This is a genomic window from Pseudomonas sp. GW821-FHT04C07 (genome assembly GCF_059420325.1).
The window spans coordinates 64483-86481 of sequence record NZ_JBWKTM010000014.1 but is presented as its reverse complement, the minus strand read 5'-3'; the positions used below and the strand labels follow the sequence as shown (position 1 = coordinate 86481).

The following is a 21999-nucleotide window of genomic DNA, read 5'->3' as shown; positions in this document are numbered from 1 at the left end:
GCGGCACTGTCGTGTAAGATCGACCACCGCCCAACCAACGAGACCCGCCATGAAAGTGTCCGAACGCCACCGCGCCATCCTCGATCTCGTACGCATCGGCGATGCCAACGTCGAGCAATTGAGCGCGGCCCTCGGCGTATCGGAGGCGACCGTGCGGCGCGACCTGACCATGCTCGCCAAGCAGCGGCACCTGGTCCGCACCTACGGCGGCGCCACCGCTGTGGTGGGCGTCCATGAACCGGAAGCCTCGCTGGAAGAGCGCAAAACCAGCCAGTGGGAACAGAAAGACGCCATCGCCCTTGCAGCGGCTGCCCACGTCCAGGACGGCGACACCGTCCTGCTCGACGGCGGCACCACTTGCGCCGCATTGGCTCATCATCTGTGCTCGCGCCAGGACGTGCACGTGGTGACCAACAACCTGCTCGCCGTAATGACCCTGGCCAACGCGCCGGGCGTGCGCCTGACCTTGATCGGCGGTGATTTGCGCGGCTCGAGCATGAGCACCTTGGGGCCATTGGCCGAGCTGACGTTGAGCCGCCTGAGCGTGGACAAAGCCTTCCTCGGCGCAGACGGCGTCGTCGCGGAATTCGGCTTGTGCGAGGCGAGTGCGCAGCAGGCTTATCTCAAGGAATGCATCATCAAGCGGGCTGCGCAGATCGTCGTTCTCGCCGACACCGACAAACTGGGGCGGGCGCGGCAGCAGCATTGGACGCCTATCGAACGCGAATGGCGATTGATTACTTGTGCTACTGCCGATGAAGCTGCGCTCGCACCGTTTCACGCGATTGCGCAAATCACTGTGGAAACCGTGGACCTCGCCTGATTGCCTACCTATTGTGGAGAGCGAGGCATTACGCCAGGAAACCCCGACGTTTTTCAGCAGCCCAGTCTGAACAACGCAGGATACCGAGAAATTGCGCTCCCATTCATGCTGCTCACCCTGTGCCGTTTTGATATGGGCAGCGCGCTGACAGGCCAGTTGAGTCGTCAAGCCCGGTACACCCAATGCGGCGAAATCGAAGACATACTGAGCCACCCAGGTTCGCTCTCCCGCCTTCTGGAAACGTGCTCCAGTTTGCCGGTCCGTGACTTGCTCCGTCCCCCTGATTGCCAAACGGAAAGTCGCTTGAGCCACTCAGATGTTGATAACCCAGACTGAAAACGTGGCCTGCCAGACTGTAGGTGAACACGCCTGCAACCACACAGCTGCAGCCCTTCACGACAGGCTGCAAATCGGCCAATACCCGATATCTCTCCCCTGGCCCGATAGCAGGCGTTTTCGGTCCATGTACCGTCACAGCCACCGCGTGAAACCTTGCGCGAAAATCTGTCATGACATGTTATGACCACATCCAAAAAGGCGTTTGGCCCAACAAATACGGCGTTAAATGGACGAATGGTCGAGAGGCGTCAAGCACGGGGAATTGCCGGGAGCCTGAAGCCACTACAGGCGACTCAGATCGGTGCGTTCGTCGCGGTGAAGTGAACTTCCCTTTCACCACGTGTCACATTAGGTCCTAGTCAAGCGAACTTAAGTGGAGGTACAACCTTATGAGCATGACCACAATTGTCAGTGCCGTGATTTCCAGTCTCGCACCAAGTGTCTTCGACCAGAACAGCCTGCAAGAACCCGGCGCGCATGTCTCAGCCGTCGAATACCACTACGGGATGGACATCGATGTGAAACGGGTACTGCAGCGCACCGATACATCCGACAAGACCGGCGTGGTACCGGTGACCCTGGTCTACGAAGACAGCGAGGGCGAGGTGCACAAGATCCGTTTCCTCGAATGGGGTGCAAGCCCCGCCGCCCCCACCAGCATTGCCTGATCCGCTCGCCGATAGGGATCTGGGCCTCGCCTGCCCCCCAGAAGCGGAAGTTAAACTTCATATGCGCCAAGTGCGGATGATGTTTTTTATTACCTGAAAATGGACATGATCGAATGATTAAAAGTTCATTCGCGAAAATCGCTATTGTCTTGGCAGCGTAATACCGCAAGATTAATTAACATTAATTGCTGGATCTTAACTGCAATCATCAACGGCAAACTCCAATTATGCCGTGCTGAGAGCCAGGTTGATCCACCGTTATAACAAAGAGGTAACCATGGAACTTAGTATGCTTTCTTCGTCGACCGTGGAGTTTTTGCGTTTGGGCGTTGTATATGTCCACCTTATTGCCTGCTGTGTGGCAATCGGGCTGGTTTTGACCAGCGATATTGCAATGGTCAAGCAACTCCTGAAGGGGGATGCGTCAGGTCACCATGATGACGCGCATATGGAAAGTCTTCAAAAAACCGTAGTGCTTGCACTTGTAGCTCTTTGGATTACGGGTGTTGCTATTGTCGGGATAGATTATGCCGGCAAGGGGATGGAGTATTTCCTTAACCCAAAAATTCAAGCCAAGATCGGCATAGTTGTACTGCTGACCATTAATGGCGTCGTGTTGCATAGCGCGGTATTGCCTGCTCTGAAAAAAGCCGGTTCGTTGCTCAAGCTCTCCTTCAGCCTGCGCATGCTGGCGCTGTTCTCGGGGGCGTTCTCTGGCGTGTCGTGGTTCTATGCCGCAATGCTCGGTGTTGGTCGTCCGTTGGCCTGGAAATACTCGTTGGTGGAGTTGCTGGCAGCCTATCCGGTCCTCATCGTCGGTGGATTCGGGATGATGGTGATGCTCACCATCTGGGCCAAAAACAAGAGCACGGCAGAATCTACGGAGCAAGGCACCAGGACAGTAGGAAACGCCGCCCTGGCTGGATGGTGAAGCCAGGTTGAACAAGGACGTTCAGCTTTAGCCAATAAAACCCGCTGTTAGCAGTTCACAAAGTTTCACTTGAGGATACACAAATGAAATCCATGAAAGCTCTCTTCGTCGTCGCCGCTCTGACCGTTTCTTCTCTGGCTATGGCCACAGGTGGCGGTGGTGACCGGACCATCGCACGCATGGAGAAAGCCCGGAAAGTCTCGATGGAAGCCTTCCAGGTTGCACAGAAACAGAAGGCTGAAGCCGCTGTAGCTCAAAGCAAAGCCAAGGCGACCGATCACGCCGACAGCTGATCGGTGTAGCGCGTCCCCCGGCTGACAGAAACGCGGGGAGCATGAAGAACTCGAGTCACCAAATGAATCAGCAGCCGACTTAGGTACGCTCATGACCATTGAGCATGCTTAAGCCGGCTCGTTAACTGGCGCGAAACGTTGTGCGTACTCCTTTGGACTCACCCCCATGCGTCGCACGAAGGCTTTCCTGAGCACGTCGACACTGTGGTAGCCGCATCGGCGCGCAACCTCCTCCATCGACCGCCTTCCCAGCTCTATTTGCCGACAGGCCGCTTCGACCCGAACGTCCTCGACGTACTTCGCAGGCGTTGTCTTGAATTCCCTCTGAAACATACGGATCAAGGTCCTCACACTTGTGGCGAGCTTGTCTGCAAGTATCTCGACCGTAAGCTCCGAATGTAGATGCTCACTGATCCATACGCATAACTCATCCAGGTTCGAACCGGTCGCATGCTGCGACTGGAGAGCGACGCTGAACTGTGCCTGACCGCCTGGACGTCGCAGAAACAGGACCAGGTTCTTCGCGATCTCCAAAGCGATGTCGTCTCCCAGGTCTTCACTGACCAATGCGAGCGCAAGATCGATTCCCGCCGATATGCCAGCCGAGGTGTACAGGTTGCCATCCTTGACCCAAATCGGGTCGGGATCTACCTGCACATTGGGGTAGCGGTCAGCCAGGCTACGCGCCATCCGCCAGTGGGTCGTTGCCTTACGACCATCCAATAGCCCTGTCTCGGCCAAGGCGAACGCGCCGACACAGATCGAGCACACACGCCTGACGCTCTTGGCTCGCGTCCGGATCCACTCGATGGCGGTCTGATCCAGCTGATCCATGGCTTTCCAGCCCGACGTCACGATCAACGTGTCGATCGCCTTGTTTTCAAGACGCTCCTGTTCAAGCGTCTTGTGCGCCATGAGCGCGATGCCGGTGCTGCTCTCCAGGTGTTCATTGGCGCCCGCGCAAACGAGCTCAAGTACGTAGGGAGCAGAGTCGCCGCGATGCAGATTGTTCGCATAGGCAAACACCTCCGCCGGACCGATCACATCAAGCGAATCCACGGGCGGCAAACCCAAAATTACCACCCGTTTTTGCACCCCGCCGATAAGGGGCAAGCTTGATTTCGTCGTTTTCCGCACAGCGATCTCCCGCGTTGACCAGGCACACATATTGGCACAAATCATCTGTAAATAGTCAATTCTGCCAACCGCACCTATTTAGAATGAACTGCGAACCAACTTCATCTCCAGGAAGCAAACATGAGTACACCTGTCACCATAGGCGGCTTCAGCGCTCCAGACTCTGAACTCGCTCGCAAGGCCTCTGCCCTCGTCGAACGCGTCCACTCGACAGCTCTCCTGCACCACGTGCACCGGACGTGGTGGTTTGCCGAATTCCTCGGCCAGCAGCGAGGCCTGAAATACGACCGCGAGGCGGTTTACCTCGCCGCGCTGCTGCACGACCTAGGGCTGACAAACGAATTTGCAGCCGACCAGCGTTTTGAGGTCGACGGCGCCGACGCTGCCAGCCACTTCCTGCTAGAAAACGGCTACTCGGAATCGAAAGCCGAGCTGGTTTGGGATGCGATCGCACTTCACTCCAGCGCCGGCATCGCCGACCGCAAACAGCCAGAGATCGCCCTGATCTACATGGGCGCCCATGTCGACGTGATGGGATTACGGCTGGAGGAAATCACGCCATCGCTGGTCGAGGATACGCTGGCCCTCTACCCCCGTCTTGGAATGAAAGCCGCGTTTACCCAAGCGGTCGCTGAAGTGGCCAGGAAGAAACCTCACACTGCGATTGGCACTGGGCTCGCTGATGTCGGACGTCGACACGTGCACGGGTTCGATTGCCCGAATGTGTGCGACCTGATTGATCACGCTCCTTTCGACAGCTGACTGCGGTGCTGCCAGATGGCACTACTGCGCAACATTCGTGAATGGGTAACGCCTGATACGTGATATCGGCGCGAGCAATGTGTGTTCCTTTACTTTGGAGTATTCACCATGCAGCAACGTAAATACCTCGTCACCGGCGCTACGGGAAAAACTGGCGTCTACACCATTCGCCACCTTCTCAACGGAGGTCATGCGGTTCGGGCTTTCGTACATCAGGAAGACGAGCGCAGTGCAGCACTCAAGAGTGAAGGCGCCGAAATATTTGTGGGTGACCTTCTTGAACATGACGACATCATTCGTGCGATGGAGGGAGTCACAGGCGCCTATCTGTGCTACCCCGTGCGTCCTGGCTACATTCAGGCGACCGCCTATTTTGCCGATGCCGCCCGGCGAGCAGGGGTCGAGGTCGTGGTGGAAATGTCGCAGATTTCCGCGCGGGAAGATTCATTGAGCCACGCCGCGCGCGACCACTGGATCGCGGAGCGCGTACTCGACTGGTCTGGAGTACCCACCGTCCATATCCGCCCGACATTCTTTTCTGAATGGTTGATCTTTCCGTGGGTGCTTGATCAGATCGTGAAGGAGAACAAGATCACGCTGCCATACGGTAGCGGACGACATGCACCGATCGCTGCCGAAGATCAAGCGCGACTGATCGCCGCCGTTCTCACGCAACCGTCTGGCCATATCGGGAAAACCTACCCGCTTTACGGCCCTGTCGAGATGAACCATCAAGAGATTGCTGATGAAATCAGCGGCATCACAGGTCGCACCATCACCTACAGCCCTTCGACCCTAGAAGAGTATCGCCAGCATCTGGAGACCTACGATCTGCCGGAGTTTGTGATCCAGCATTTCCTTGCGGTCGCGATCGATTACCAGAACGGAATCTTTAGCGGTGAGGACGGGGTTATTGGCGAAATCACCGGACAAGCGCCTCAAACGGTGGGTGATTTCGTACGTGCCAACCGGCAAGCGTTCGGGGTGTGATCACCAGGGGCGTATGCGCTTGGTCTTGATGACCTTTGCATACGCCATTTTTTAAGTAAGCGTTCCGGGAAGCTCAAGCTGACACAGAACAAGACGGACAAGCGCTCTACACTATCCAGATCAAGTAGCACCCACTGAATAGCCATTCATTCTTTCCAATGGAGTGCCTGATGAACACCGTAATAGAGCTGTATGGCGCTAATACCGGCAACAGTCTGAGGGCTGCAATAGCCTTGGAAGAAGCAGCTATCCCCTACACAGCACGGAGACTGAATCTGCAAGCGAATGAGCAGCGCGACCTGGCGTACCTGGCGCTTAATCCGGCGGGAAAAGTCCCAACCCTGGTCGACCATACGTCGACACCGCCACTGGTCATCAACCAATCAAACGCAATCATTCAGTTCGCTGATGCCAAAGCTCCCGGCCGACTCGCACCAGCGCATCCTGGACCAGAGCGCGACAGAGTGTTTGATCGCTACTTCTTTTTCGTAACGGACGTAATCGCGCCTAGCCATGCAGCATTCTTCCTGCGCCAAGCGGGATTAAATGATGCGGCCACGCTCATCGATCTGCGGGTCATTGAACAACTCGTCTATGCAGAACGGTTTCTTACCGACGACTTTATGGCCGGGGATCAGTTTTCCATGGCGGACATCTCTGCCTTCACCATTGCGGCATCAATTCGTGACCGGCTGGATTGGGCAGCGCTTCCACGCTTATCACGCTGGTTCGACGCGATCGAAGCCAGGCCCGCCGTGCAGCAAGGATTGAAAGCGTTCCAAAGTCACTAAGCGCTACCGCGCAGACCTTTTTGTGTGCGCTAAAGAGTTCGACGACGCCTGCCCTGACGTTGAAAAGCCATCCCGATGTGAAGAGCCACGCTTCAACGGATGCCGTTCCACTGGGTTAGTCATGGATAGAACCGGTCTCACCCGACTGGTTCTAAAGACCCAACGCGGGTTGTCCGTTCAGCCTGATTCCAATAACTCTTTGATAAATCCGGCACCAAGCCAGGGTTTAACGGACGAGTGGTCGAGAGCCTCAACCACGGGGGATTGCTGGCACCTGGCAGCGGCTGTGGCAACACCAGACAGGGGGCGTTCGTCCGGAGAAGTGAACTCCACCCTCACCGACGGTCACTAAGTCCCTGCAAGCGAACTCAAACAGAGGAACAGCCTTATGCAAATGGCCTCAGTTATCAGCGCGGTGATTTCCAGTCTCGCGCCAAGTGTATTCGCCCAGAGCGGCCAGCAAGACCCCGGTGCGAGCATCTCCGCCGTGGACTACCACTACGGGATGGAAATCGATGTGCAGAAGGTGCTGCAACGCACCGACACGTCCCAGAAGACAGGCGTGGTACCGGTGACTCTGGTCTACGAGGACAGCGAGGGCGAGGTGCACAAGATCCGTTTCCTCGAATGGGGCGGGAGTACAGCCAGCACCACCAGCATTACCTGATCAGCCCTGTCGATAGGGGTACAGGCTACGCGCCTCCTCGGTGTAGGCAAGTACCCCCGACTCGCTCCTGTCGCAGGAACTCGTCCACCGCCGCGCACAGGCCGAGTTGGCCCAGCCAACGTCCGGATAGTGGCGATTGGCGCGAAGCCATCCATTCGACGCTGCTCCGCCGCCACGCCGCGGCCCCAGAAGCATCGGCGCACTTCCTCGCCGTGTCACGTCAGCTCGAAATAGCCTGGACCTGCCATGTTGAAAGATCACCGACCGTGATAGCACCATTGATGTGATGGAGCTGCGCAGATTGATGTTGGAGAGGAGCAGTTGTAGCTGCGCCATCGACTACTGCGCCGAACTCCAAGGCGTGCATTCGCAGATACGATCACGACCCTACGTGCGAAAGCTCTTCGTTAATGAATTGCTCTGCATTCTTCGCAGCGGTTGTCGCAAACTCGAAACAGACCCGGAAGTCCTGCTCTGTTACGGATGCAGATCCCTGCAAGTTCTCCAGGCAGCGCGTTAATGCATGCTTTATCAAGCCATCATTCAGAGCATTGCGGGCTGCCTCTTCACCTTCAACCGCGCGAATGGCAGCTTCGATTTCTTCGATCTGCTCAATCTTTGCCGCCAGCGCGACCCTGGCGAACTCATCTCGCTCGATGATTTTGGTCCAAGAGTGATCAACTATCAGCGTTTTCATTAATAGCCCCCTGTCTTCCGGACCCATGCCGGGTCATCAACCAATAGTCCACAAACTCGAATCACGCCAGCCGGTGGGGATCCCCTATGTCCGCACAACAGAAGAAACCCCAGTTCATCCATGGCCAGCCAAGCATGGGTCTGCCCTTCCAGAAAGAGTGCCAACGCCGCCGACATCATCGAGCTTTACCAACGCCTCGCGGCCTGATCAGGCATCCCAGAAAACAAAAGCACCTGTGATGACCGGGATCCGCTCGGGATGAGCATGCCGCTGGCGCTCAAACCACCACCTCGTTTTCGTAACATCGAATCGGCGGTCTTGCTGAACTGAAAGCAGAAGCCCCGAAACGCCGAAGTGGCCACAATCCGGGCACCTCAGTTCTGTTCCATCAAGATCAGACTCAACTCTTAAAGCATCGACCCCGCAGACCAGGCATTCCATACGACTCTCCTTTTTTAGTTAATTGCTCAACTGTAGCTGATCCCTACTCACCCTCCACCACCCGGGCATGGCCCGGCTTAGGACGCCCCATGCCCAAAGAAAATCAAATCCCTCGCGCGTTCTATGTGCTGAGCCTGAAGCACACACCGTCGACTCAACGCCATCACTCTTTGGCGATCCGACGACAGCGGCTACTGCTGGACTCTGACCCGTGTCGGTCGCTACGACGAAGAGCGCGTGCTCGAGCATCTTGGCTACTACAACTCGGGTTGCTCGAACATTGCCGTCCCTATGGACCTGGCGGAGCAGCTTGCAATAGAGCTCGAGTACGACAGCAAAGAGCATGGCATCCGCCTTCCGAATACCAGGGCGACTTGGAAGGCGTAGCTAACTCTCGCTTATTATCTCCCGTCGCCCCCAATCCAGATGACTCGACACGCTGGCAGAGCAAAGCGTCCCCCTGCCCAAGCGCCAGTCAATCTGGTCCAGCACCGCCATGACCCTGGTGGACTCGGCCGGTTGGGAAATGGCGAAGAGGTCGTCGGTCAGGTTTGGTAGATCGACCACCACGCCGCTGGCTGTCGCCTCAGTAAAACTCTCGGTGGCTACAAAGACGATACCGCAGGGCTTACCACCGCCATCACAAAGGTAGAGGCCTATCCTGAATGACCCGTTTCATAACGAGGGTCGAGGTCAATCGTTGGACGTTGGGCAAGGTCGAAAGGCTCTCATCGTATAGCCGTTGGAAGGCCGGCAAATCCTGGGTGATGACGTGCAGCAGGTAGTCCGGCTCCCCGAATAACCTCTGGGCATCGACCACTTGCGCAATGTCGACGAGCGCCGTCTCGAAAGCCTCGACAGCTTGCCTGTCTCCCTCACGAAGCGTGGCAAACACCATGGCGGAAAAATTAAGGCCCAATGCGCACGGGTCCAGCTGTGCTCTATAGCCGAGCAACACGCCCGACTCCTCCAGTGCCCGTACTCGTCGATGACAAGGGGAAAGACTCAGTCCCACACGCTCGGCGAGTTCGGTGACCGAAAGGCGACCGTCCTTTTGAAGCTCAGAAAGAATCTTTCGATCAATCCTGTCCATTTGGAAGAATCTCCCACCCTGTAGCGTTTTCATGATCATCTTTGAAAGTAAATTCTAACAAGATTTAACTATTATTCCTCACACCAATAATTGCCGCACTCCCTGGACCAAAGGAGCGGCGGCCTTTGATTCGCGGAGCGGGACGATGCACAGAGCGATGTGTCAGCAGCAAGAGTGGGTAAGGCCATGACCTTGAGCGTTTTCGTTGCCTTCTGGGCGGTGTCGATTCTGTTCGTCATCACGCCAGGCGCAGATTGGGCCTACGCGATTTCAGCGGGCTTGAGGGGCCGGGTCGTCATACCCGCCGTGGGCGGGCTGTTGTCCGGTCATTTGATCGCAACCGTGATTGTTGCCGGTGGTGTCGGCACGCTGGTGGCCAACCACCCCGTTGCCTTGACGGTGCTTACGGTGGCCGGGGCGGGTTATCTGCTTTGGTTGGGCATCAACATGCTTGCCCGCCCCACTACACCGCACGCTGATGACATTCAGGCCTCGGGCTCCTGGAAGCGCTGGGCGATCAAGGGGCTTTGCGTGAGCGGGCTGAATCCGAAAGTGTTCCTGCTGTTCCTGGCGCTATTGCCTCAATTTACCGACGCTGCCGCTGCCTGGCCTGTGCCGATGCAGATGATTGCGCTGGGCCTCATCCACACCGTCAGTTGTGGCGTTATCTATCTGCTGGTCGGATTTGGCTCACAGGTCGTACTGCAGGCACGTCCCGCCGCTGCTCACTTGGTCAGTCGTTTCTCCGGAGCGGCCATGATCATCATCGCGATCGTTCTGCTCACCGAGCAGATGCTGGGCTAATCCATTATTTCAGCGAGACAACACCATGAGCGATCAGCCCTCACCGTATGACAACGCCCAACAGACGCCACGAGTCCGGATCCCGCATCTGAAACAAATGAAAGTAGAGGGCCGGAAATGGGCGATGCTCACCGCGTATGACATGTACAGCGCGGCCATTTTCGAAGAGGCCGGAATACCTGTCCTACTGGTGGGCGATTCCGCCTCTAATAATGTCTTCGGCAATGAGTCCACGCTATCCATCACCGTTGACGAACTTATCCCTCTGGTTCGCGCGGTCAGCCGTTCGACACGGCGGGCTCTGGTGATTGCGGATCTTCCTTTCGGCTCTTATCAGGCCTCGGCGGAGCAATGCTTCTACACAGCCGTCCGGTTCATGAAAGAAGGCGGTGCACATGCGGTCAAACTGGAGGGTGGGATCGAAATGCTGCCTCAGGTCGAGAAGCTCGTCCGCTCTGGCATACCCGTCATGGCGCACATCGGTTTCACACCACAGATGGAACATCAACTGGGAGGCTACCGAGTCCAGGGTCGGGGCGAAGATGCGCAGCGCCTGATAGACAGTGCCAAAGCGTTTGAAGCAGCGGGCGCATTCGCTGTTTTGATTGAGATGGTGCCAGGAGATGTGGGTCGAGCGATCACTGAAGCTGTTTCAATTCCTACCGTCGGGATTGGCGCGGGTAGCCAATGCGATGCCCAGGTGCTGGTCTGGCAGGACATGGCCGGACTGCGCACAGGTCGTATGCCGCGATTCGTCAAGCAATACGCCGACCTTCGTTCGGTACTTCAGACGGCAGCAAGGGACTTTGCACTTGAGGTGGGTGCAGGAACATTTCCAGGCCCCGAACATACTTTTTAACCTCCCACCCTCACCGCCCAGGGAGTCTTTATGAAGAGCCCAAGAAAACGTGCTGCCGAAGGTCTCCAGGTGGGAGACCGGTTCACGATAGTCCGCAGCTTTTCAGATGACGATATTCGTCAATTCGCGCAGATTTCTCGAGACTACAATCCGGTTCACTGCGATGCACGCTACGCCGAGATACGAAGGTTCAAGGCGCCCATCGCCCATGGCCTTCTGACAGCCAGCCTCGTCACCGAAATTGGCGGGCAAATCGGTTGGCTGGCAACAGGGATGAGTTTCGCGTTCAAACGACCGGTTTATGCGGGAGAACAGATCACCTGCCACTGGCTCATCGCCGACATCGATGAACGCGGTCACGCAAAAGCCGAAGTCAGGATACTCAACGCAGAGGGAATCACAGTGCTGGAGGCGACTACGACTGGAGTGCTACCCGGAACTGAAGAACGTGAACGCCTCAAACAGATGCTTTCTGACGGAGATCCCACCAACGGCGCTGAAGATTCCACCCGGAGCTAGCCGTTTTGTGGGGGTAAAAACGCGGACAATCGGCATAGGGGGCGGCCTTCATAGGCCGCTCCCCTGCCACACCACCCGGCATGCGGGTCCGCACCGGGCGGTTCGAGAGATTGAGGTTATGAGAGTCGTACCAGTCCCAGCCTATCGAACCACGCCAAATCCAACACTCGATTCAGCTCAAATCGGCTGTTACGCCACCAACTATACGAGTTGGCCGCCACTTTCCGGGCCGAATGGCTGCTGGCTCCCAGCGCCCTCAGTTCGCGGTAGATCGTCGGTCCACGCCTCCATTCCTTAAGCTGGATCGCTCGCAGTCGGTGTCGTATCCATTCATCCAGCTCTCGCCAGATTTTCGGCGTTTGCGACAACCCAAAGTAAGCTCTCCAACCCAACAAATAAGGCCGTAAGTTCTCGACAACTTGTCGCATACTGCGACCGCCTGAGCGACGGGTGAGTTCACGTATCCGTTGCTTGAACTGCTTGCGCGCCTTGACCGCTACCGCTCTTTTGACGCCTTGTGGAGATGCCCAGAAGGCGTAACCCAGAAACTTGCGGCCATACGCACTGGTCACCGCACTCTTGTTCTCGTTGACACTCAAGTGCAGCTTTTCATACAGGCGCTTCAGCAAAGTCATCACCCGCTGCCCAGCCCTGCGGCTGCGAACATACACATTCGCATCGTCGGCATAGCGCACGAAACAATGACCTCGACGTTCAAGCTCCCGATCCACTTCATCCAGCAGCACATTCGCCAACAGCGGCGACAGCGGACCACCTTGCGGCGCCCCGCAGCGGCTTTTCTCGACCACGCCATTGATCAGCGTCCCCGCATCCAGATACGCCCGAATCAGCCGGATAACCGCCCGATCCGCAATCCGTTTGCGCAAACGATCAAGCAAAATATCGTGATCGACCCGATCGAAGAACTTCTCCAGATCAACATCCACCACCACTTTGCGCCCCGAGGACACATACCGCTGGGCCGCCAAAATGGCGTCCTGCGCGCAACGTCCCGGACGAAAGCCGTAGCTGTGTTCACTGAAAGTCGGATCGAGGAGTGGCTGCAAGACTTGCAGCAACGCTTGTTGGATCAAACGGTCGGTGACCGTCGGGATACCCAACTCGCGCTCACCGCCGTCGGGCTTGGGAATGACCACGCGTCGTACCGGACTGGGCCGGTAGACACCTGATAGAAGCTGTTCACGAATCGCTGCCCATTGGGTCAGCAGATGCTCGCCCGTCTGATCAATGCCCAGACCGTCGACCCCGGCTGCTCCTTTGTTGGCCTTGACCCGTTTCCACGCCCGTTTCAGGTTTTCTCTCGCAAAGGCTCGTTCCAGCAGCCCTTGCCCTGTGTTATCGGATTCATCTCGCGGGCAATTGACCTCGTCGCTGACGGGACTTCTCACGGCTTCACCGCTCGTTATCTCCATCCGCCCCGCGTTTGGCAGGCATCTGACTTCCGGTCGTTCGCATCAACATGGCCTATAACACTTTCTCTCGTTCGGCCCTTCGTCAAAAAAAGGACTACTACGGCCTCTGCTGACTTCTCGCTCCGGCTGGCGCCGTCGCCCTTTCAGGCACAAGGCGAGATCTCCCCAGGTAAGAACGCAATCCTTCCCCGCACAACCGCCGGATTTACGTTGCCTCCCTTTGACCACAAGAGCTTTGCGGTTTATTGCCCGCTCGCCCTGGTCGGCATCGCCTTATATCCGGTTCTTGTCCATCGGCTCGCGGTTTCGATTCACGCTTCCTTCCCACACTCGGTCGCCCTCATGCAGTTGCGCTTCACTTCGTTCGCTGTGGTCAGCTCACGGCGGGACTTTCACCCACAAGATTGCGCCCATGCTGGGCGCACAATAAAAAGGGGTCGCAAGATAAAATCTCGCAACCCCTTGAATAATATGGTCGGGACGGAGTGATTCGAACACTCGCCCCCTAGCACCCCATGCTTGAAAATGGGCGCAATCCCCAGCATTTGTTGAGTCTTCTACTGGCGCTCGCTGCAAACGGTGCCCTACGGAGCTCAACCGAAAATAGCGAATCCCCGAAAAAGTCCCCACACCTTTTCGGGCCCTCCCCGGCGTCCAGCCGACCGTTACCCCTCTCTCCATTCCTCCATCATCACCGGCTGCTACGCTGAAATCTCCACGGAGGAATCGCGATGCCAAACTCAGACCTACTCCCTTCCCTGCTCTTCAAAATTAACGAAAACCAGCTCGCCCTAGAAGCCGCCATCCTGGAGCTTTCGAACTGGGTCGAGCAGCGCGGCTCGGCCGACGTTGTCGACAACGTCCGCGGCGCGCTGGAAGCCATCGACAGGAATGAAGAGTTCATAAAGATGACGCTCGCGGTGATGATGGCGCCGGAGTGACGGCAATCGGCCAGAAGCAATGGAACATTCGAGCAAAGGAAACTTGGGCTCTTTTTCTACTTTGCAGGGCATAGCGTCGCAAGTCGATTTGATGTCTGTGCGCCACTAAAGGCAATATGTGGCGCAATCCGTCAAATCGAACGCTGCAAGGAAGCCCACATGGCCAGGACGATTTACGACAAGACCACCCGCGCGCTGCTCAAAGACATGCTCGTGAGCTGGAACCTCCAAACGGGCCAAGTATTCACTGCTGCTCGCGCGATACAGTGGTTTGCGACGAACTACCCCAAACTCAAGCCAGGCAGCATCCGCGCACATTTAGTCCAGGCCGCTACGAACGACCCAAGTCGCCTGCATCATCCCTCGACCAATACCACTGACGACATTCTGTTCAAGGTGGCCCCCGGCGAGTTTCGGCTCTATGAAGCGGGCAAGGACCCGGCGCCCATTCGGGAAATGGTCAAGGGCGATATCGCCGAGCAAGATATAGAGGAGGTTGAAAGCAGTCGCGAGTGCTCTGACGAAACCAACCTACCGGGCTCCACCGAATTTCTACTGGAGAAAGACCTGCAGCGTTACCTGGCCGAAAACCTCGAATGCATCGAGCCGGGCTTGAAGCTGTACGAAGACGAAGACCTACGCGGCATCGAATATGAAGCGGGAGGAGGAAGACGTATCGACATTCTCGCAGTCGACCGTAATGGTGCTTTCGTTGTGATTGAGCTCAAGGTTTCTCGGGGCTACGACCGTGTAATCGGCCAACTGCTGCGCTATATGAACTGGGTTCGGCGCGATCTCGCGGAGCTAGACCAGAAAGTACGCGGCATCATTGTGTGCCGCAGCATGTCCGAGGATCTGCTTCTGGCCTGCTCGAGCATGAAGGACGTGGAGCTGTTCGAATACAAGCTTTCCGTAGCAGTAACTAAAGTACCGACGCTGCAGCTACCGGAATGAAGAAGACCGCACGACCAATCCAGCAGCACGCATGGAGAGCGAGTGAAACGGAAAGCAAAAAAAATAACCCCGCCTCCCGTGTTTCGCTTGTTTGCACTTGTCTGTTCTCTCCGATGTGTCTGCTTTGGGTTGTGGATTCAACCCTTCGCGACAGACTGCAATCGGCCGAGGCTGTGTAACAACGTTTTAGAACACGTTTGACAGTCGGGGCTGGAACAAAAATCGCGATCCTACGCAAATTTTTAGTCTGCTGATTACACAAGCACCAGCAGAGTTTACGTAGGCAACGCAGACCTCAAAACGGCGCATGCGTTTTTACACACTCTGGGCCAAAAGCGGTCATTCTCAAAATTATACCGTAGCCTCCCTTTTCGGGCGGCTATCACGATTACAACTATAAGAAGTTGAAAACATCATTTTCAGGACCAATCAGCCAGCTCCTCTGAAATAAACTCGGAAAAATGAAAATTTTAAGATCAATTGCATCTACATCAAGAGAAAACAATAGCGATTCTGAATATATAATCACAACAACTGTAAACCAGGATTTACAATTGGAGACGCGCCGTTGTCTTACTGGCAGAATTTTAGTAACGGAGATGGAATTCTGTATTTTGTACTAGACTGCCGTGGAACAACCAAGCCGTTAAGAGGTGAATCATGGCCAGTCAATCAACAGTAGGGGCTATGTATTTTCTATAGGGCATCCTATGTACACTACTTAGTGGATGCCAATATGAGGAAAACGCGGCTGCATCCTCCGGGTTGCTACCTAGCGTTGAAGCCGCTAGCTTGCCTGTACATGACGAGGCGGACCCAGTTCAAACGAGAGTGTCAATAACTAATGGATTCAAAAATTTCGACGAAGCAGTGAAACCCTTTGCTTTTATGCTAACGCCTGCTAAATGGCAATGGGACGAAGGAAAGCCAAAAATTATCAATGTGTGCTGGGAAAACCCAGAGCCAAGATTTGATGCAGAGCAACAACTCGTCCGTACTGCCATTGAAACTACATGGCAGGCACATTCACAACTACAATTTGAAGGCTGGAAAAAATGTGTCCAAGGCAATTACGGGATACATATTCAAATTGAGGACTCGGGCCCGCATACGAAAGGTCTGGGAAAACAACTCGACCAAATGAAAAATGGCATGATTCTCAATTTTACTTTCCAGAATTGGAGTCAGTCCTGTAATAAAAGTAAAAAAATGCGAGACGAATGCATTTACTCTATTGCTGTACACGAATTTGGACACGCCCTAGCATTTGCTCACGAACAAAACAGGTTTGATACTCCCGGAGAATGTGCGAAACGTAGCCAAGGCACCAATGGCGACACGATGTTGACCAGCTATGACCCTGAGTCAGTGATGAATTACTGCAACCCGGTTTATAACAATAAAGGCATCCTCAGCACTAAAGATAAAACTGCAGTTGCTATGGCATACGGAGTTAAAAAATGAAGCTGAAATATATAAGATCACTACTTGTTATTTTTAGCTTTTGCATGGGGTCTGTATCCAGCGCTCAAAACATTACACCCGCAGATTTAAAAAAAGCGAATAAAGATGCCATAGTATTTATCAAAATCACTGGCTCCGGGAAAAATGGAGTACCATACGAAAATAGTGGGACTGGCTTTTTAGTTACACCTGTTGGAGAGATTTTTACCGCAAATCATTTGCTATTTGATGATGACGGCAAGCCGCTTAACAATCTAAAAATCACAGGTTCGCCGAGTTCTAGATTTGGCACCTTTAGTGAAATAGAGATTATAAGCGAGGATAAAGCTACTGATTTAATGTTATTGAAATTTAAAGGCAACAAAGAGAATTATCCGACCATTAAAATTTGTTCTGGGTACACCATTGTTGATGGCGACGATCTAGTTTCTTTAGGCTTTCCCCTAGGCCTGGAACTGTCTATCATTAACGGCATACTTAGCAACAAAAGCGGCCCGAGCGGTTGGTATCAAACAAACGTTGACTTCTTACAGGGATATAGTGGTGGTCCCGTGTTCGAGCGAGTAAAAGGCTCGGTTATTGGCATTGTAATGGGAGGCAAAGATGGCGTCGCGGGATTAAATTTCTTTTTGCCAATACATAGAGCCAACAACTTTATCAAGATTTTATCCTCTCCCCCACCTTGCAACCCTGACCTAAACAACGTTTCTATTCTTGAGGGTAACTTCAATTACAGCCAAAGTGGATATGATTTTTCTACCAAGCAAGTTGTATCTTGGGATTCGCCGATTGCCGACATTCTTGTGAGCAAGAGCAATAAAGAAAGCGATGACAATCCAATGTTTTTTATACCCTTCGATGCGCCGCCGTACGACGCCAAGATAGACAATAAAGCGCGTAGCGGGATCATCGAGGTTACGGGAGACTCATACGTAAACAGAGAAAGCTGCCCATCTACTGGATACACTTATCATTGGTACCCGGCGGAAGTAGGGCAATGGTATTGCGTACGAGGTCGCGACGGTATTAGTTTTCATAAATTGAAAGTTGTATCTGTAAAAAAACATCAATATCCGTCATAGCTGAGTAATTTAAGTAACAACTTTGGAAGTGTCAATAAGGAGCTTTGACTTGAAAACAGGTCCATGAGTTGGAATCCCATCGCCTCCGCCATCTTTATACGACAAAGCCCTGATTATTCAGGGCTTTGTCGTTTCTGGGATTTGGAAAAAACCCCTTCTCCCTCGAAGCGTTACAAAACTTTTGGGTAGGAGTTACAAAACTATTCTGTTTTTCCCCTCCTTCAGGCGTCCTGTCAACTCCACTGCTAACCAGCGAGAAATTCTGCTGCTACGCTGAAATCTCCACGGAGGATTCACGATGCCAAGCACAGACCTGCTCCCATCCCTGCCATTCAAAATCAATGAAAATCAGCTCGCCCTGGAGGCAGCTATCATGGAGCTCACGCTCTGGGCTGAGCAGCGCGGCTCGGCTGAAGTCGCCGAAAACGTGCGTGGTGCCCTGGCCACGATCGACCGGAATGAAGAGTTCATCAAGATGACGCTTGCGGTGCTCATGACACCAGAGTGAGAACGTCTTCAGCTAGTTCCCCGAGTAGCTGTTGTCACCCAATAGCGGATACCCTTCTGGGGCGACGTGAGTAGTCATTACCTGCCAAAGGACTATCGCAAGCGGAGGCCTATACGACTTAGATATTCGCGGCAAAGTAACCCTGTGAAAAATTTTCAGCACCACGTCAATACTATCGACTGCTTGCGAAATGCTTCTCCAAGATTTTTCCGCCGAGTACCAATTGAATCACCGGACTGATGCGAAGGTCGTTTCAACGTCCATAGCCTAACAAGGCCTGAGGCACAAACACCACTTACATCCGAACCGAGGGCGACAGCTTACATTTGGTGGTTGCTCTCGTCCGGTTTACCAGCAGACGTGCACAAAAAAAAGCATCCCTGACTGGTAAAAACAGCCATCCAGAGCTACTGTAAATTTACACTTAATCACTTGACCAACAGAGTTAATCGAGACGAAGTGCAAGCTGTATCAACGGGACTTCACTATTACAGGTCTCACCATGGGCAAGGGTAAGCTAGTCATGCACTAACACCACAAAAGCGCTTTCATGCTGATCTATCAGCGAACTATTAAGCATAAGGATGCGTGCCCAATGAAAACAAAACTAACAATCTCAATCTCCTTTATATTTCTTGCAGGATGCCAGCTACCCAACAGGGCGGACATCGCTAGAGACCTACCTTCAAACTTCGATGATTCGACTATTATAAGCTCAAACAGCGGCCTACTATCTGATGGCCTTAGCAAGGTACCAGGTTCTATCTGTATAGCCGATGAGAAATCTGGAAAATGCAACCCACAAAACCTTGTACCTTTCCAATGTCTGGTAAAAGGAACAACTGTTGAGGTTAAGCCAGTCACGGACCCTCAACCTACATATCATTCACTAATTACAAACTCATACCAAGCCAACATTTCATCTCCATTTATTGGAGCGCCTAGGAGTTCGGACTATTTAGACGAAGTAAAAGCATCAGTTTCTGCGACTGCATCAATTAAATCCATAGGCACTGATGAACATAATGGATATCCAGGAATTGATGGCATTAAGGCATGCCTACTTAAAGCATATGGACCCGGGACGTACAAAAAAGTAATTTGGATTCAAGCAGCAAATATCATATCAGTTACAACATCAAGATTTACAAAGGTTTCAAATAGTCTCGCGATAACCGGAACAGCGTTTGGCTTCGACGGTTCAACGTATAATAGCAATTCCGTAGGCACACAAACTATTTGGATTGGAATTTCTGGAAATGCAATTAACAATGTAGGGAGTGTAAACGCACCAGCAATTGCCAGTTCTACAGCAAAAATTGTTAGCTCCCAGGACAAAACCACAGTTATCGAAACAACGCTGCCTGCCGCAGCTCCCCCTGCGCCAGAAGAAGAACCAATAATCGCGCCACCCATCGAACCACCGCCATTACAACCCAACAACTCTTTATTATAGCAACAATCAATAGCTGCGCCGATTACTTACACGTACGGAGCAGGATGGCATGTTCAGGTCACTTTTATTCCTGACGATATTATGGCGACATTTACATAAACTGTAATAGTGTCTGTGCCAGGGTGCGTGCTCGACTATGTGAGCGTTTTTTTCTTAGTTTAGTATTTTCCTAGGACAGCTGATTCAGATACCGAATTTACGACATAAAGCTCAACACAAGGAGGCAATAATGATAGACGTTAACAGGTCCAAGCTTATACGCATCTCCGTGCGCAACATTGGATGTATCGGTAACGAAGGAGTTGATATCGAGCTTGACAATATTGTCTGCTTAGTTGGGAAAAACAATGCGGGAAAATCGACCATTTTAAGAGGCTATGAGCTTGCGAAGGGATCAGTCTCTTTTGATGTCAATCGGGATCGGTGCCAGTACGCCCCCGCCGACGAGCCATCGGAGGTCCAGCTTGAAGTCCACATTCCAGCCGGGATTGGCAATGTCGACGAAAAATGGAAAACCGAAAAGGACGGTCTGCTGATCGTCAAAAGCCGATGGCAGTGGTCTGGACCAAACTACCAAAAGGTCCGAACTACTTGGGACCCAACTGGCGGGGATGATGGTGTGGGGGGCTGGGCCGAAGATGGGAAAGCCGGAGGTGCAGATCCGGTGTTCAGTTCACGGCTTCCTCGACCATTACGGATCGGTTCTCTTGATGATGCAGAAAAAACTGAAGATATGCTTCTCGCACTTGCACTATCACCTCTCTTGGCCGGCCTCGAAACGGAACGAATGAACCCTGAGTCCGACTTAGCCAAAGCGATTAGCAGCGTATCGCAACATATGGATACGATTAGCAATGCTCACGAGGAGCACTTCAATCAGATTGCAACAAGAGTATCCGCAGGTTTCAAAGGTGTATTTCCGCGCTTGGATGTCAAGCTGCAGATCGGAGCGGCTCCACTGGTACCAAAAGTTGCTGACTTGGTAAAAGGTGGCTCCAGGCTACGAGTCCAAGACGGTACGGCAGAAACTGATCTTGCGCAGCAGGGAACAGGAGCCCGAAGAGCACTATTCTGGGCAATGCTTCAGGTACACAACGAACTATCAAGGGATAAAGAGGTTCGAATAGACTTTCGCAAGCGATTGGAAAAAATCATTTCGGAGACGGAGAAAAAGCTCCCAAAGGCGAAAGAGGCAGATAAACCGGCCCATATTGAGGTATTGAATCAAGCTCAAGCACAACTTGAAGCCCACGATGGGGGCGCCCCAATCCCGGACAGTCCAGACGACCCTGCATTCCCTGGTTATTTGCTATTGATCGACGAGCCCGAAAACGCATTACACCCTATGGCAGCGCGTGCGGCTCAACGCCACCTGTACAGACTCGCTGAGAGTCCTGACTGGCAAATAATCATGACCACTCATTCACCGTATTTCATCAACCCTTTCGAAGATCACACCACGATCGTGAGATTGGAACGCGCTCAAGAAGAGCAACAAGCCCCCATCGAACCAAAGACGTATCGATCAGACTTGATTGAGTTTGAAGGCGATGACAAGGAGCGTCTTCAGGCCCTACAACACATTGATCCGAGCTTTTCCGAGGTGTTTTTCGGATCTTATCCGGTGCTGGTGGAAGGCGATACAGAGCATGCAGCATTCATGGCGTCGATTCTTGAACGCCAGCATGATCTCATAGACCAAGTCACAATCATTCGCGCTCGTGGCAAGGCAATTCTCACCCCCCTGATCAAGGTGATGACTCATTTCAAAATCAACTTCGGCTTGGTGCATGATTGTGACCCGCCTTTTACAAAGAACGGCCACAATAATGGAATGTGGACTGAGAATAATAAAATTCGTAATGCCATTTTGGCTGCGCGGTTAGCGGGTGTTACTGCGCGTCATCGCATCAGCGTACCTGACTTTGAGCGATTCCTTGGCGGGGAGGAAGAGTCGAAAGATAAGCCTCTCAACACTTACCTCAGCGTCTCCAAAGATGATGCATTAGCCCGTCGCGTCCAGGACCTGCTCAATGAGCTAATTTCATCAGAGCAGGAAGAACCGTTTGGTGGTGAGATTCCCGCCGAGGGATACATGCCTCAACTCTTGGTAACTGTTCAGACGTGGGCAAAGGAGAACGGCCACCAAGAAGGCATCCGATTTAAAGGGCTATAATCACCGATTGATTTAGACTTTAACTTGGAAATGGCCGATCCAATTCGGACTGCGACCACATCCTACAAGTGGTCGCTAACCCAGTAACAGAACAGCAAAAACCAACGGAGGGCCGAGAAACCACTCAATATATTGATCAGATCCTCTGATGGTGGCTGTGCCTGAATTCAG

Annotated in this window: 23 protein-coding genes and 2 pseudogenes; 18 read left to right on the top strand and 7 right to left on the bottom strand. The window is 53.4% G+C overall.

The genetic code is table 11. The annotated features are described in order from the left end of the window. Nucleotides 1-49: 49 nt before the first annotated feature. Nucleotides 50-823 carry a DeoR/GlpR family DNA-binding transcription regulator gene (locus AC07UI_RS23510; protein WP_429371950.1) on the top strand — a complete coding sequence of 258 codons (774 nt, stop codon included), beginning with the start codon at nt 50-52 and terminating at the stop codon, nt 821-823. 27 nt (nt 824-850) lie between these two features. Here AC07UI_RS23510 and AC07UI_RS23505 read toward each other — a convergent pair. After that, nucleotides 851-1135, bottom strand: a pseudogene (locus AC07UI_RS23505) (OprD family outer membrane porin); the annotation flags it as partial. 416 nt (nt 1136-1551) lie between these two features. On the opposite strand from AC07UI_RS23505, the gene AC07UI_RS23500 reads away from it, so the two are divergent. From AC07UI_RS23500 to AC07UI_RS23490, 3 genes are all read left to right on the top strand, one after another. After that, on the top strand, nt 1552-1830 hold the full coding sequence (locus tag AC07UI_RS23500) for a DUF2790 domain-containing protein (RefSeq protein WP_494994750.1): 279 nt from the start codon (nt 1552-1554) through the stop codon (nt 1828-1830). Nucleotides 1831-2107: 277 nt separating this feature from the next. Then, the gene (locus AC07UI_RS23495) at nt 2108-2761 is read left to right on the top strand and encodes a hypothetical protein (protein WP_494994749.1); all 654 of its coding nucleotides are present in this window, start codon (nt 2108-2110) and stop codon (nt 2759-2761) included. An 83-nt stretch (nt 2762-2844) separates the two neighbouring features. Next, the gene (locus tag AC07UI_RS23490) at nt 2845-3054 is read left to right on the top strand and encodes a co-regulatory protein PtrA N-terminal domain-containing protein (protein ID WP_494994748.1); all 210 of its coding nucleotides are present in this window, start codon (nt 2845-2847) and stop codon (nt 3052-3054) included. Nucleotides 3055-3162: 108 nt separating this feature from the next. Here the strand turns inward: AC07UI_RS23490 and AC07UI_RS23485 are convergent, their stop codons facing one another. Then, nucleotides 3163-4236 (bottom strand): GlxA family transcriptional regulator, encoded by a 1074-nt coding sequence (locus AC07UI_RS23485; protein WP_494994747.1) that lies wholly within the window; start codon nt 4234-4236, stop codon nt 3163-3165. Nucleotides 4237-4311: 75 nt separating this feature from the next. Between AC07UI_RS23485 and AC07UI_RS23480 the strand changes: the two genes are divergently transcribed. The 4 genes from AC07UI_RS23480 to AC07UI_RS23465 all read left to right on the top strand — a co-directional run bounded on the left by AC07UI_RS23480 (nt 4312) and on the right by AC07UI_RS23465 (nt 7401). Next, nucleotides 4312-4953 carry an HD domain-containing protein gene (locus AC07UI_RS23480; RefSeq protein ID WP_494994746.1) on the top strand — a complete coding sequence of 214 codons (642 nt, stop codon included), beginning with the start codon at nt 4312-4314 and terminating at the stop codon, nt 4951-4953. 108 nt (nt 4954-5061) lie between these two features. Continuing rightward, nucleotides 5062-5943, top strand: coding sequence for an NmrA family NAD(P)-binding protein (locus tag AC07UI_RS23475; RefSeq protein ID WP_494994745.1), 882 nt, complete (start codon nt 5062-5064; stop codon nt 5941-5943). A gap of 170 nt (nt 5944-6113) precedes the next feature. After that, nucleotides 6114-6734 (top strand): glutathione S-transferase family protein, encoded by a 621-nt coding sequence (locus tag AC07UI_RS23470; RefSeq protein ID WP_494994744.1) that lies wholly within the window; start codon nt 6114-6116, stop codon nt 6732-6734. A 388-nt stretch (nt 6735-7122) separates the two neighbouring features. Further along, the gene (locus AC07UI_RS23465; protein WP_494994743.1) at nt 7123-7401 is read left to right on the top strand and encodes a DUF2790 domain-containing protein; all 279 of its coding nucleotides are present in this window, start codon (nt 7123-7125) and stop codon (nt 7399-7401) included. 379 nt (nt 7402-7780) lie between these two features. On the opposite strand, the gene AC07UI_RS23460 is transcribed toward AC07UI_RS23465, so the two are convergent. The 4 genes and pseudogenes from AC07UI_RS23460 to AC07UI_RS23445 all read right to left on the bottom strand — a co-directional run bounded on the left by AC07UI_RS23460 (nt 7781) and on the right by AC07UI_RS23445 (nt 9632). Further along, nucleotides 7781-8098, bottom strand: coding sequence for a hypothetical protein (locus AC07UI_RS23460; RefSeq protein WP_494994742.1), 318 nt, complete (start codon nt 8096-8098; stop codon nt 7781-7783). A gap of 207 nt (nt 8099-8305) precedes the next feature. Further along, nucleotides 8306-8539 (bottom strand): hypothetical protein, encoded by a 234-nt coding sequence (locus AC07UI_RS23455; RefSeq protein WP_494994741.1) that lies wholly within the window; start codon nt 8537-8539, stop codon nt 8306-8308. A 387-nt stretch (nt 8540-8926) separates the two neighbouring features. Continuing rightward, nucleotides 8927-9085, bottom strand: a pseudogene (locus AC07UI_RS23450) (DNA polymerase V subunit UmuC); the annotation flags it as partial. A 94-nt stretch (nt 9086-9179) separates the two neighbouring features. Next, nucleotides 9180-9632 carry an Lrp/AsnC family transcriptional regulator gene (locus AC07UI_RS23445; protein WP_494994740.1) on the bottom strand — a complete coding sequence of 151 codons (453 nt, stop codon included), beginning with the start codon at nt 9630-9632 and terminating at the stop codon, nt 9180-9182. A gap of 186 nt (nt 9633-9818) precedes the next feature. On the opposite strand from AC07UI_RS23445, the gene AC07UI_RS23440 reads away from it, so the two are divergent. Genes AC07UI_RS23440 through AC07UI_RS23430 form a run of 3 tightly spaced genes read left to right on the top strand, consistent with a single transcriptional unit; the run spans nt 9819 to nt 11814 of the window. After that, nucleotides 9819-10436 (top strand): LysE family translocator, encoded by a 618-nt coding sequence (locus tag AC07UI_RS23440; protein WP_494994739.1) that lies wholly within the window; start codon nt 9819-9821, stop codon nt 10434-10436. A 25-nt stretch (nt 10437-10461) separates the two neighbouring features. Next, nucleotides 10462-11295 (top strand): 3-methyl-2-oxobutanoate hydroxymethyltransferase, encoded by an 834-nt coding sequence (panB, locus tag AC07UI_RS23435; RefSeq protein ID WP_494994738.1) that lies wholly within the window; start codon nt 10462-10464, stop codon nt 11293-11295. Between the two features lie 30 nt (nt 11296-11325). Next, nucleotides 11326-11814 carry a MaoC family dehydratase gene (locus AC07UI_RS23430; protein ID WP_494994737.1) on the top strand — a complete coding sequence of 163 codons (489 nt, stop codon included), beginning with the start codon at nt 11326-11328 and terminating at the stop codon, nt 11812-11814. 116 nt (nt 11815-11930) lie between these two features. Here AC07UI_RS23430 and ltrA read toward each other — a convergent pair whose 3' ends face one another. Beyond that, nucleotides 11931-13247, bottom strand: a complete 1317-nt coding sequence (gene ltrA, locus AC07UI_RS23425) for a group II intron reverse transcriptase/maturase (protein WP_494994736.1) — start codon at nt 13245-13247, stop codon at nt 11931-11933. Between the two features lie 731 nt (nt 13248-13978). Between ltrA and AC07UI_RS23420 the strand changes: the two genes are divergently transcribed. The 7 genes from AC07UI_RS23420 to AC07UI_RS23390 all read left to right on the top strand — a co-directional run bounded on the left by AC07UI_RS23420 (nt 13979) and on the right by AC07UI_RS23390 (nt 21828). Next, nucleotides 13979-14188 carry a hypothetical protein gene (locus AC07UI_RS23420; RefSeq protein WP_494994735.1) on the top strand — a complete coding sequence of 70 codons (210 nt, stop codon included), beginning with the start codon at nt 13979-13981 and terminating at the stop codon, nt 14186-14188. 159 nt (nt 14189-14347) lie between these two features. Further along, complete coding sequence (locus AC07UI_RS23415; protein WP_494994734.1) at nt 14348-15142, top strand: endonuclease NucS domain-containing protein; 795 nt, start codon at nt 14348-14350, stop codon at nt 15140-15142. 792 nt (nt 15143-15934) lie between these two features. Continuing rightward, nucleotides 15935-16606: a zinc metalloprotease gene (locus AC07UI_RS23410; protein ID WP_494994733.1), complete on the top strand. Its 672-nt coding sequence runs from the start codon at nt 15935-15937 to the stop codon at nt 16604-16606. Continuing rightward, nucleotides 16603-17688, top strand: coding sequence for a S1 family peptidase (locus tag AC07UI_RS23405; RefSeq protein WP_494994732.1), 1086 nt, complete (start codon nt 16603-16605; stop codon nt 17686-17688). Before AC07UI_RS23410 ends, AC07UI_RS23405 begins: the two co-directional genes overlap by 4 nt. Before the next feature lie 298 nt (nt 17689-17986). After that, a complete protein-coding gene (locus AC07UI_RS23400) occupies nt 17987-18196 on the top strand; it encodes a hypothetical protein (RefSeq protein ID WP_494994731.1) in 210 nt (69 codons plus the stop codon). 595 nt (nt 18197-18791) lie between these two features. After that, on the top strand, nt 18792-19652 hold the full coding sequence (locus tag AC07UI_RS23395) for a hypothetical protein (protein WP_494994730.1): 861 nt from the start codon (nt 18792-18794) through the stop codon (nt 19650-19652). A gap of 229 nt (nt 19653-19881) precedes the next feature. Next, nucleotides 19882-21828 carry an ATP-dependent nuclease gene (locus tag AC07UI_RS23390; RefSeq protein WP_494994729.1) on the top strand — a complete coding sequence of 649 codons (1947 nt, stop codon included), beginning with the start codon at nt 19882-19884 and terminating at the stop codon, nt 21826-21828. Nucleotides 21829-21999 lie beyond the last annotated feature (171 nt).

Bases quoted from the DNA above. Each gene is read 5' to 3' on its own strand.
- AC07UI_RS23420 (WP_494994735.1), top strand. From the start codon at position 13,979: ATGCCAAACTCAGACCTACTCCCTTCCCTGCTCTTCAAAATTAACGAA.
- AC07UI_RS23430 (WP_494994737.1), top strand. From the start codon at position 11,326: ATGAAGAGCCCAAGAAAACGTGCTGCCGAAGGTCTCCAGGTGGGAGAC.
- AC07UI_RS23455 (WP_494994741.1), bottom strand. From the start codon at position 8,539: ATGGAATGCCTGGTCTGCGGGGTCGATGCTTTAAGAGTTGAGTCTGAT.
- AC07UI_RS23460 (WP_494994742.1), bottom strand. From the start codon at position 8,098: ATGAAAACGCTGATAGTTGATCACTCTTGGACCAAAATCATCGAGCGA.
- AC07UI_RS23445 (WP_494994740.1), bottom strand. From the start codon at position 9,632: ATGGACAGGATTGATCGAAAGATTCTTTCTGAGCTTCAAAAGGACGGT.
- AC07UI_RS23440 (WP_494994739.1), top strand. From the start codon at position 9,819: ATGACCTTGAGCGTTTTCGTTGCCTTCTGGGCGGTGTCGATTCTGTTC.
- panB (WP_494994738.1), top strand. From the start codon at position 10,462: ATGAGCGATCAGCCCTCACCGTATGACAACGCCCAACAGACGCCACGA.
- AC07UI_RS23490 (WP_494994748.1), top strand. From the start codon at position 2,845: ATGAAATCCATGAAAGCTCTCTTCGTCGTCGCCGCTCTGACCGTTTCT.
- AC07UI_RS23495 (WP_494994749.1), top strand. From the start codon at position 2,108: ATGGAACTTAGTATGCTTTCTTCGTCGACCGTGGAGTTTTTGCGTTTG.
- AC07UI_RS23480 (WP_494994746.1), top strand. From the start codon at position 4,312: ATGAGTACACCTGTCACCATAGGCGGCTTCAGCGCTCCAGACTCTGAA.
- AC07UI_RS23475 (WP_494994745.1), top strand. From the start codon at position 5,062: ATGCAGCAACGTAAATACCTCGTCACCGGCGCTACGGGAAAAACTGGC.
- AC07UI_RS23415 (WP_494994734.1), top strand. From the start codon at position 14,348: ATGGCCAGGACGATTTACGACAAGACCACCCGCGCGCTGCTCAAAGAC.
- ltrA (WP_494994736.1), bottom strand. From the start codon at position 13,247: ATGGAGATAACGAGCGGTGAAGCCGTGAGAAGTCCCGTCAGCGACGAG.
- AC07UI_RS23470 (WP_494994744.1), top strand. From the start codon at position 6,114: ATGAACACCGTAATAGAGCTGTATGGCGCTAATACCGGCAACAGTCTG.
- AC07UI_RS23485 (WP_494994747.1), bottom strand. From the start codon at position 4,236: ATGATTTGTGCCAATATGTGTGCCTGGTCAACGCGGGAGATCGCTGTG.
- AC07UI_RS23395 (WP_494994730.1), top strand. From the start codon at position 18,792: ATGAAAACAAAACTAACAATCTCAATCTCCTTTATATTTCTTGCAGGA.
- AC07UI_RS23465 (WP_494994743.1), top strand. From the start codon at position 7,123: ATGCAAATGGCCTCAGTTATCAGCGCGGTGATTTCCAGTCTCGCGCCA.
- AC07UI_RS23510 (WP_429371950.1), top strand. From the start codon at position 50: ATGAAAGTGTCCGAACGCCACCGCGCCATCCTCGATCTCGTACGCATC.
- AC07UI_RS23400 (WP_494994731.1), top strand. From the start codon at position 17,987: ATGCCAAGCACAGACCTGCTCCCATCCCTGCCATTCAAAATCAATGAA.
- AC07UI_RS23405 (WP_494994732.1), top strand. From the start codon at position 16,603: ATGAAGCTGAAATATATAAGATCACTACTTGTTATTTTTAGCTTTTGC.
- AC07UI_RS23500 (WP_494994750.1), top strand. From the start codon at position 1,552: ATGAGCATGACCACAATTGTCAGTGCCGTGATTTCCAGTCTCGCACCA.
- AC07UI_RS23390 (WP_494994729.1), top strand. From the start codon at position 19,882: ATGATAGACGTTAACAGGTCCAAGCTTATACGCATCTCCGTGCGCAAC.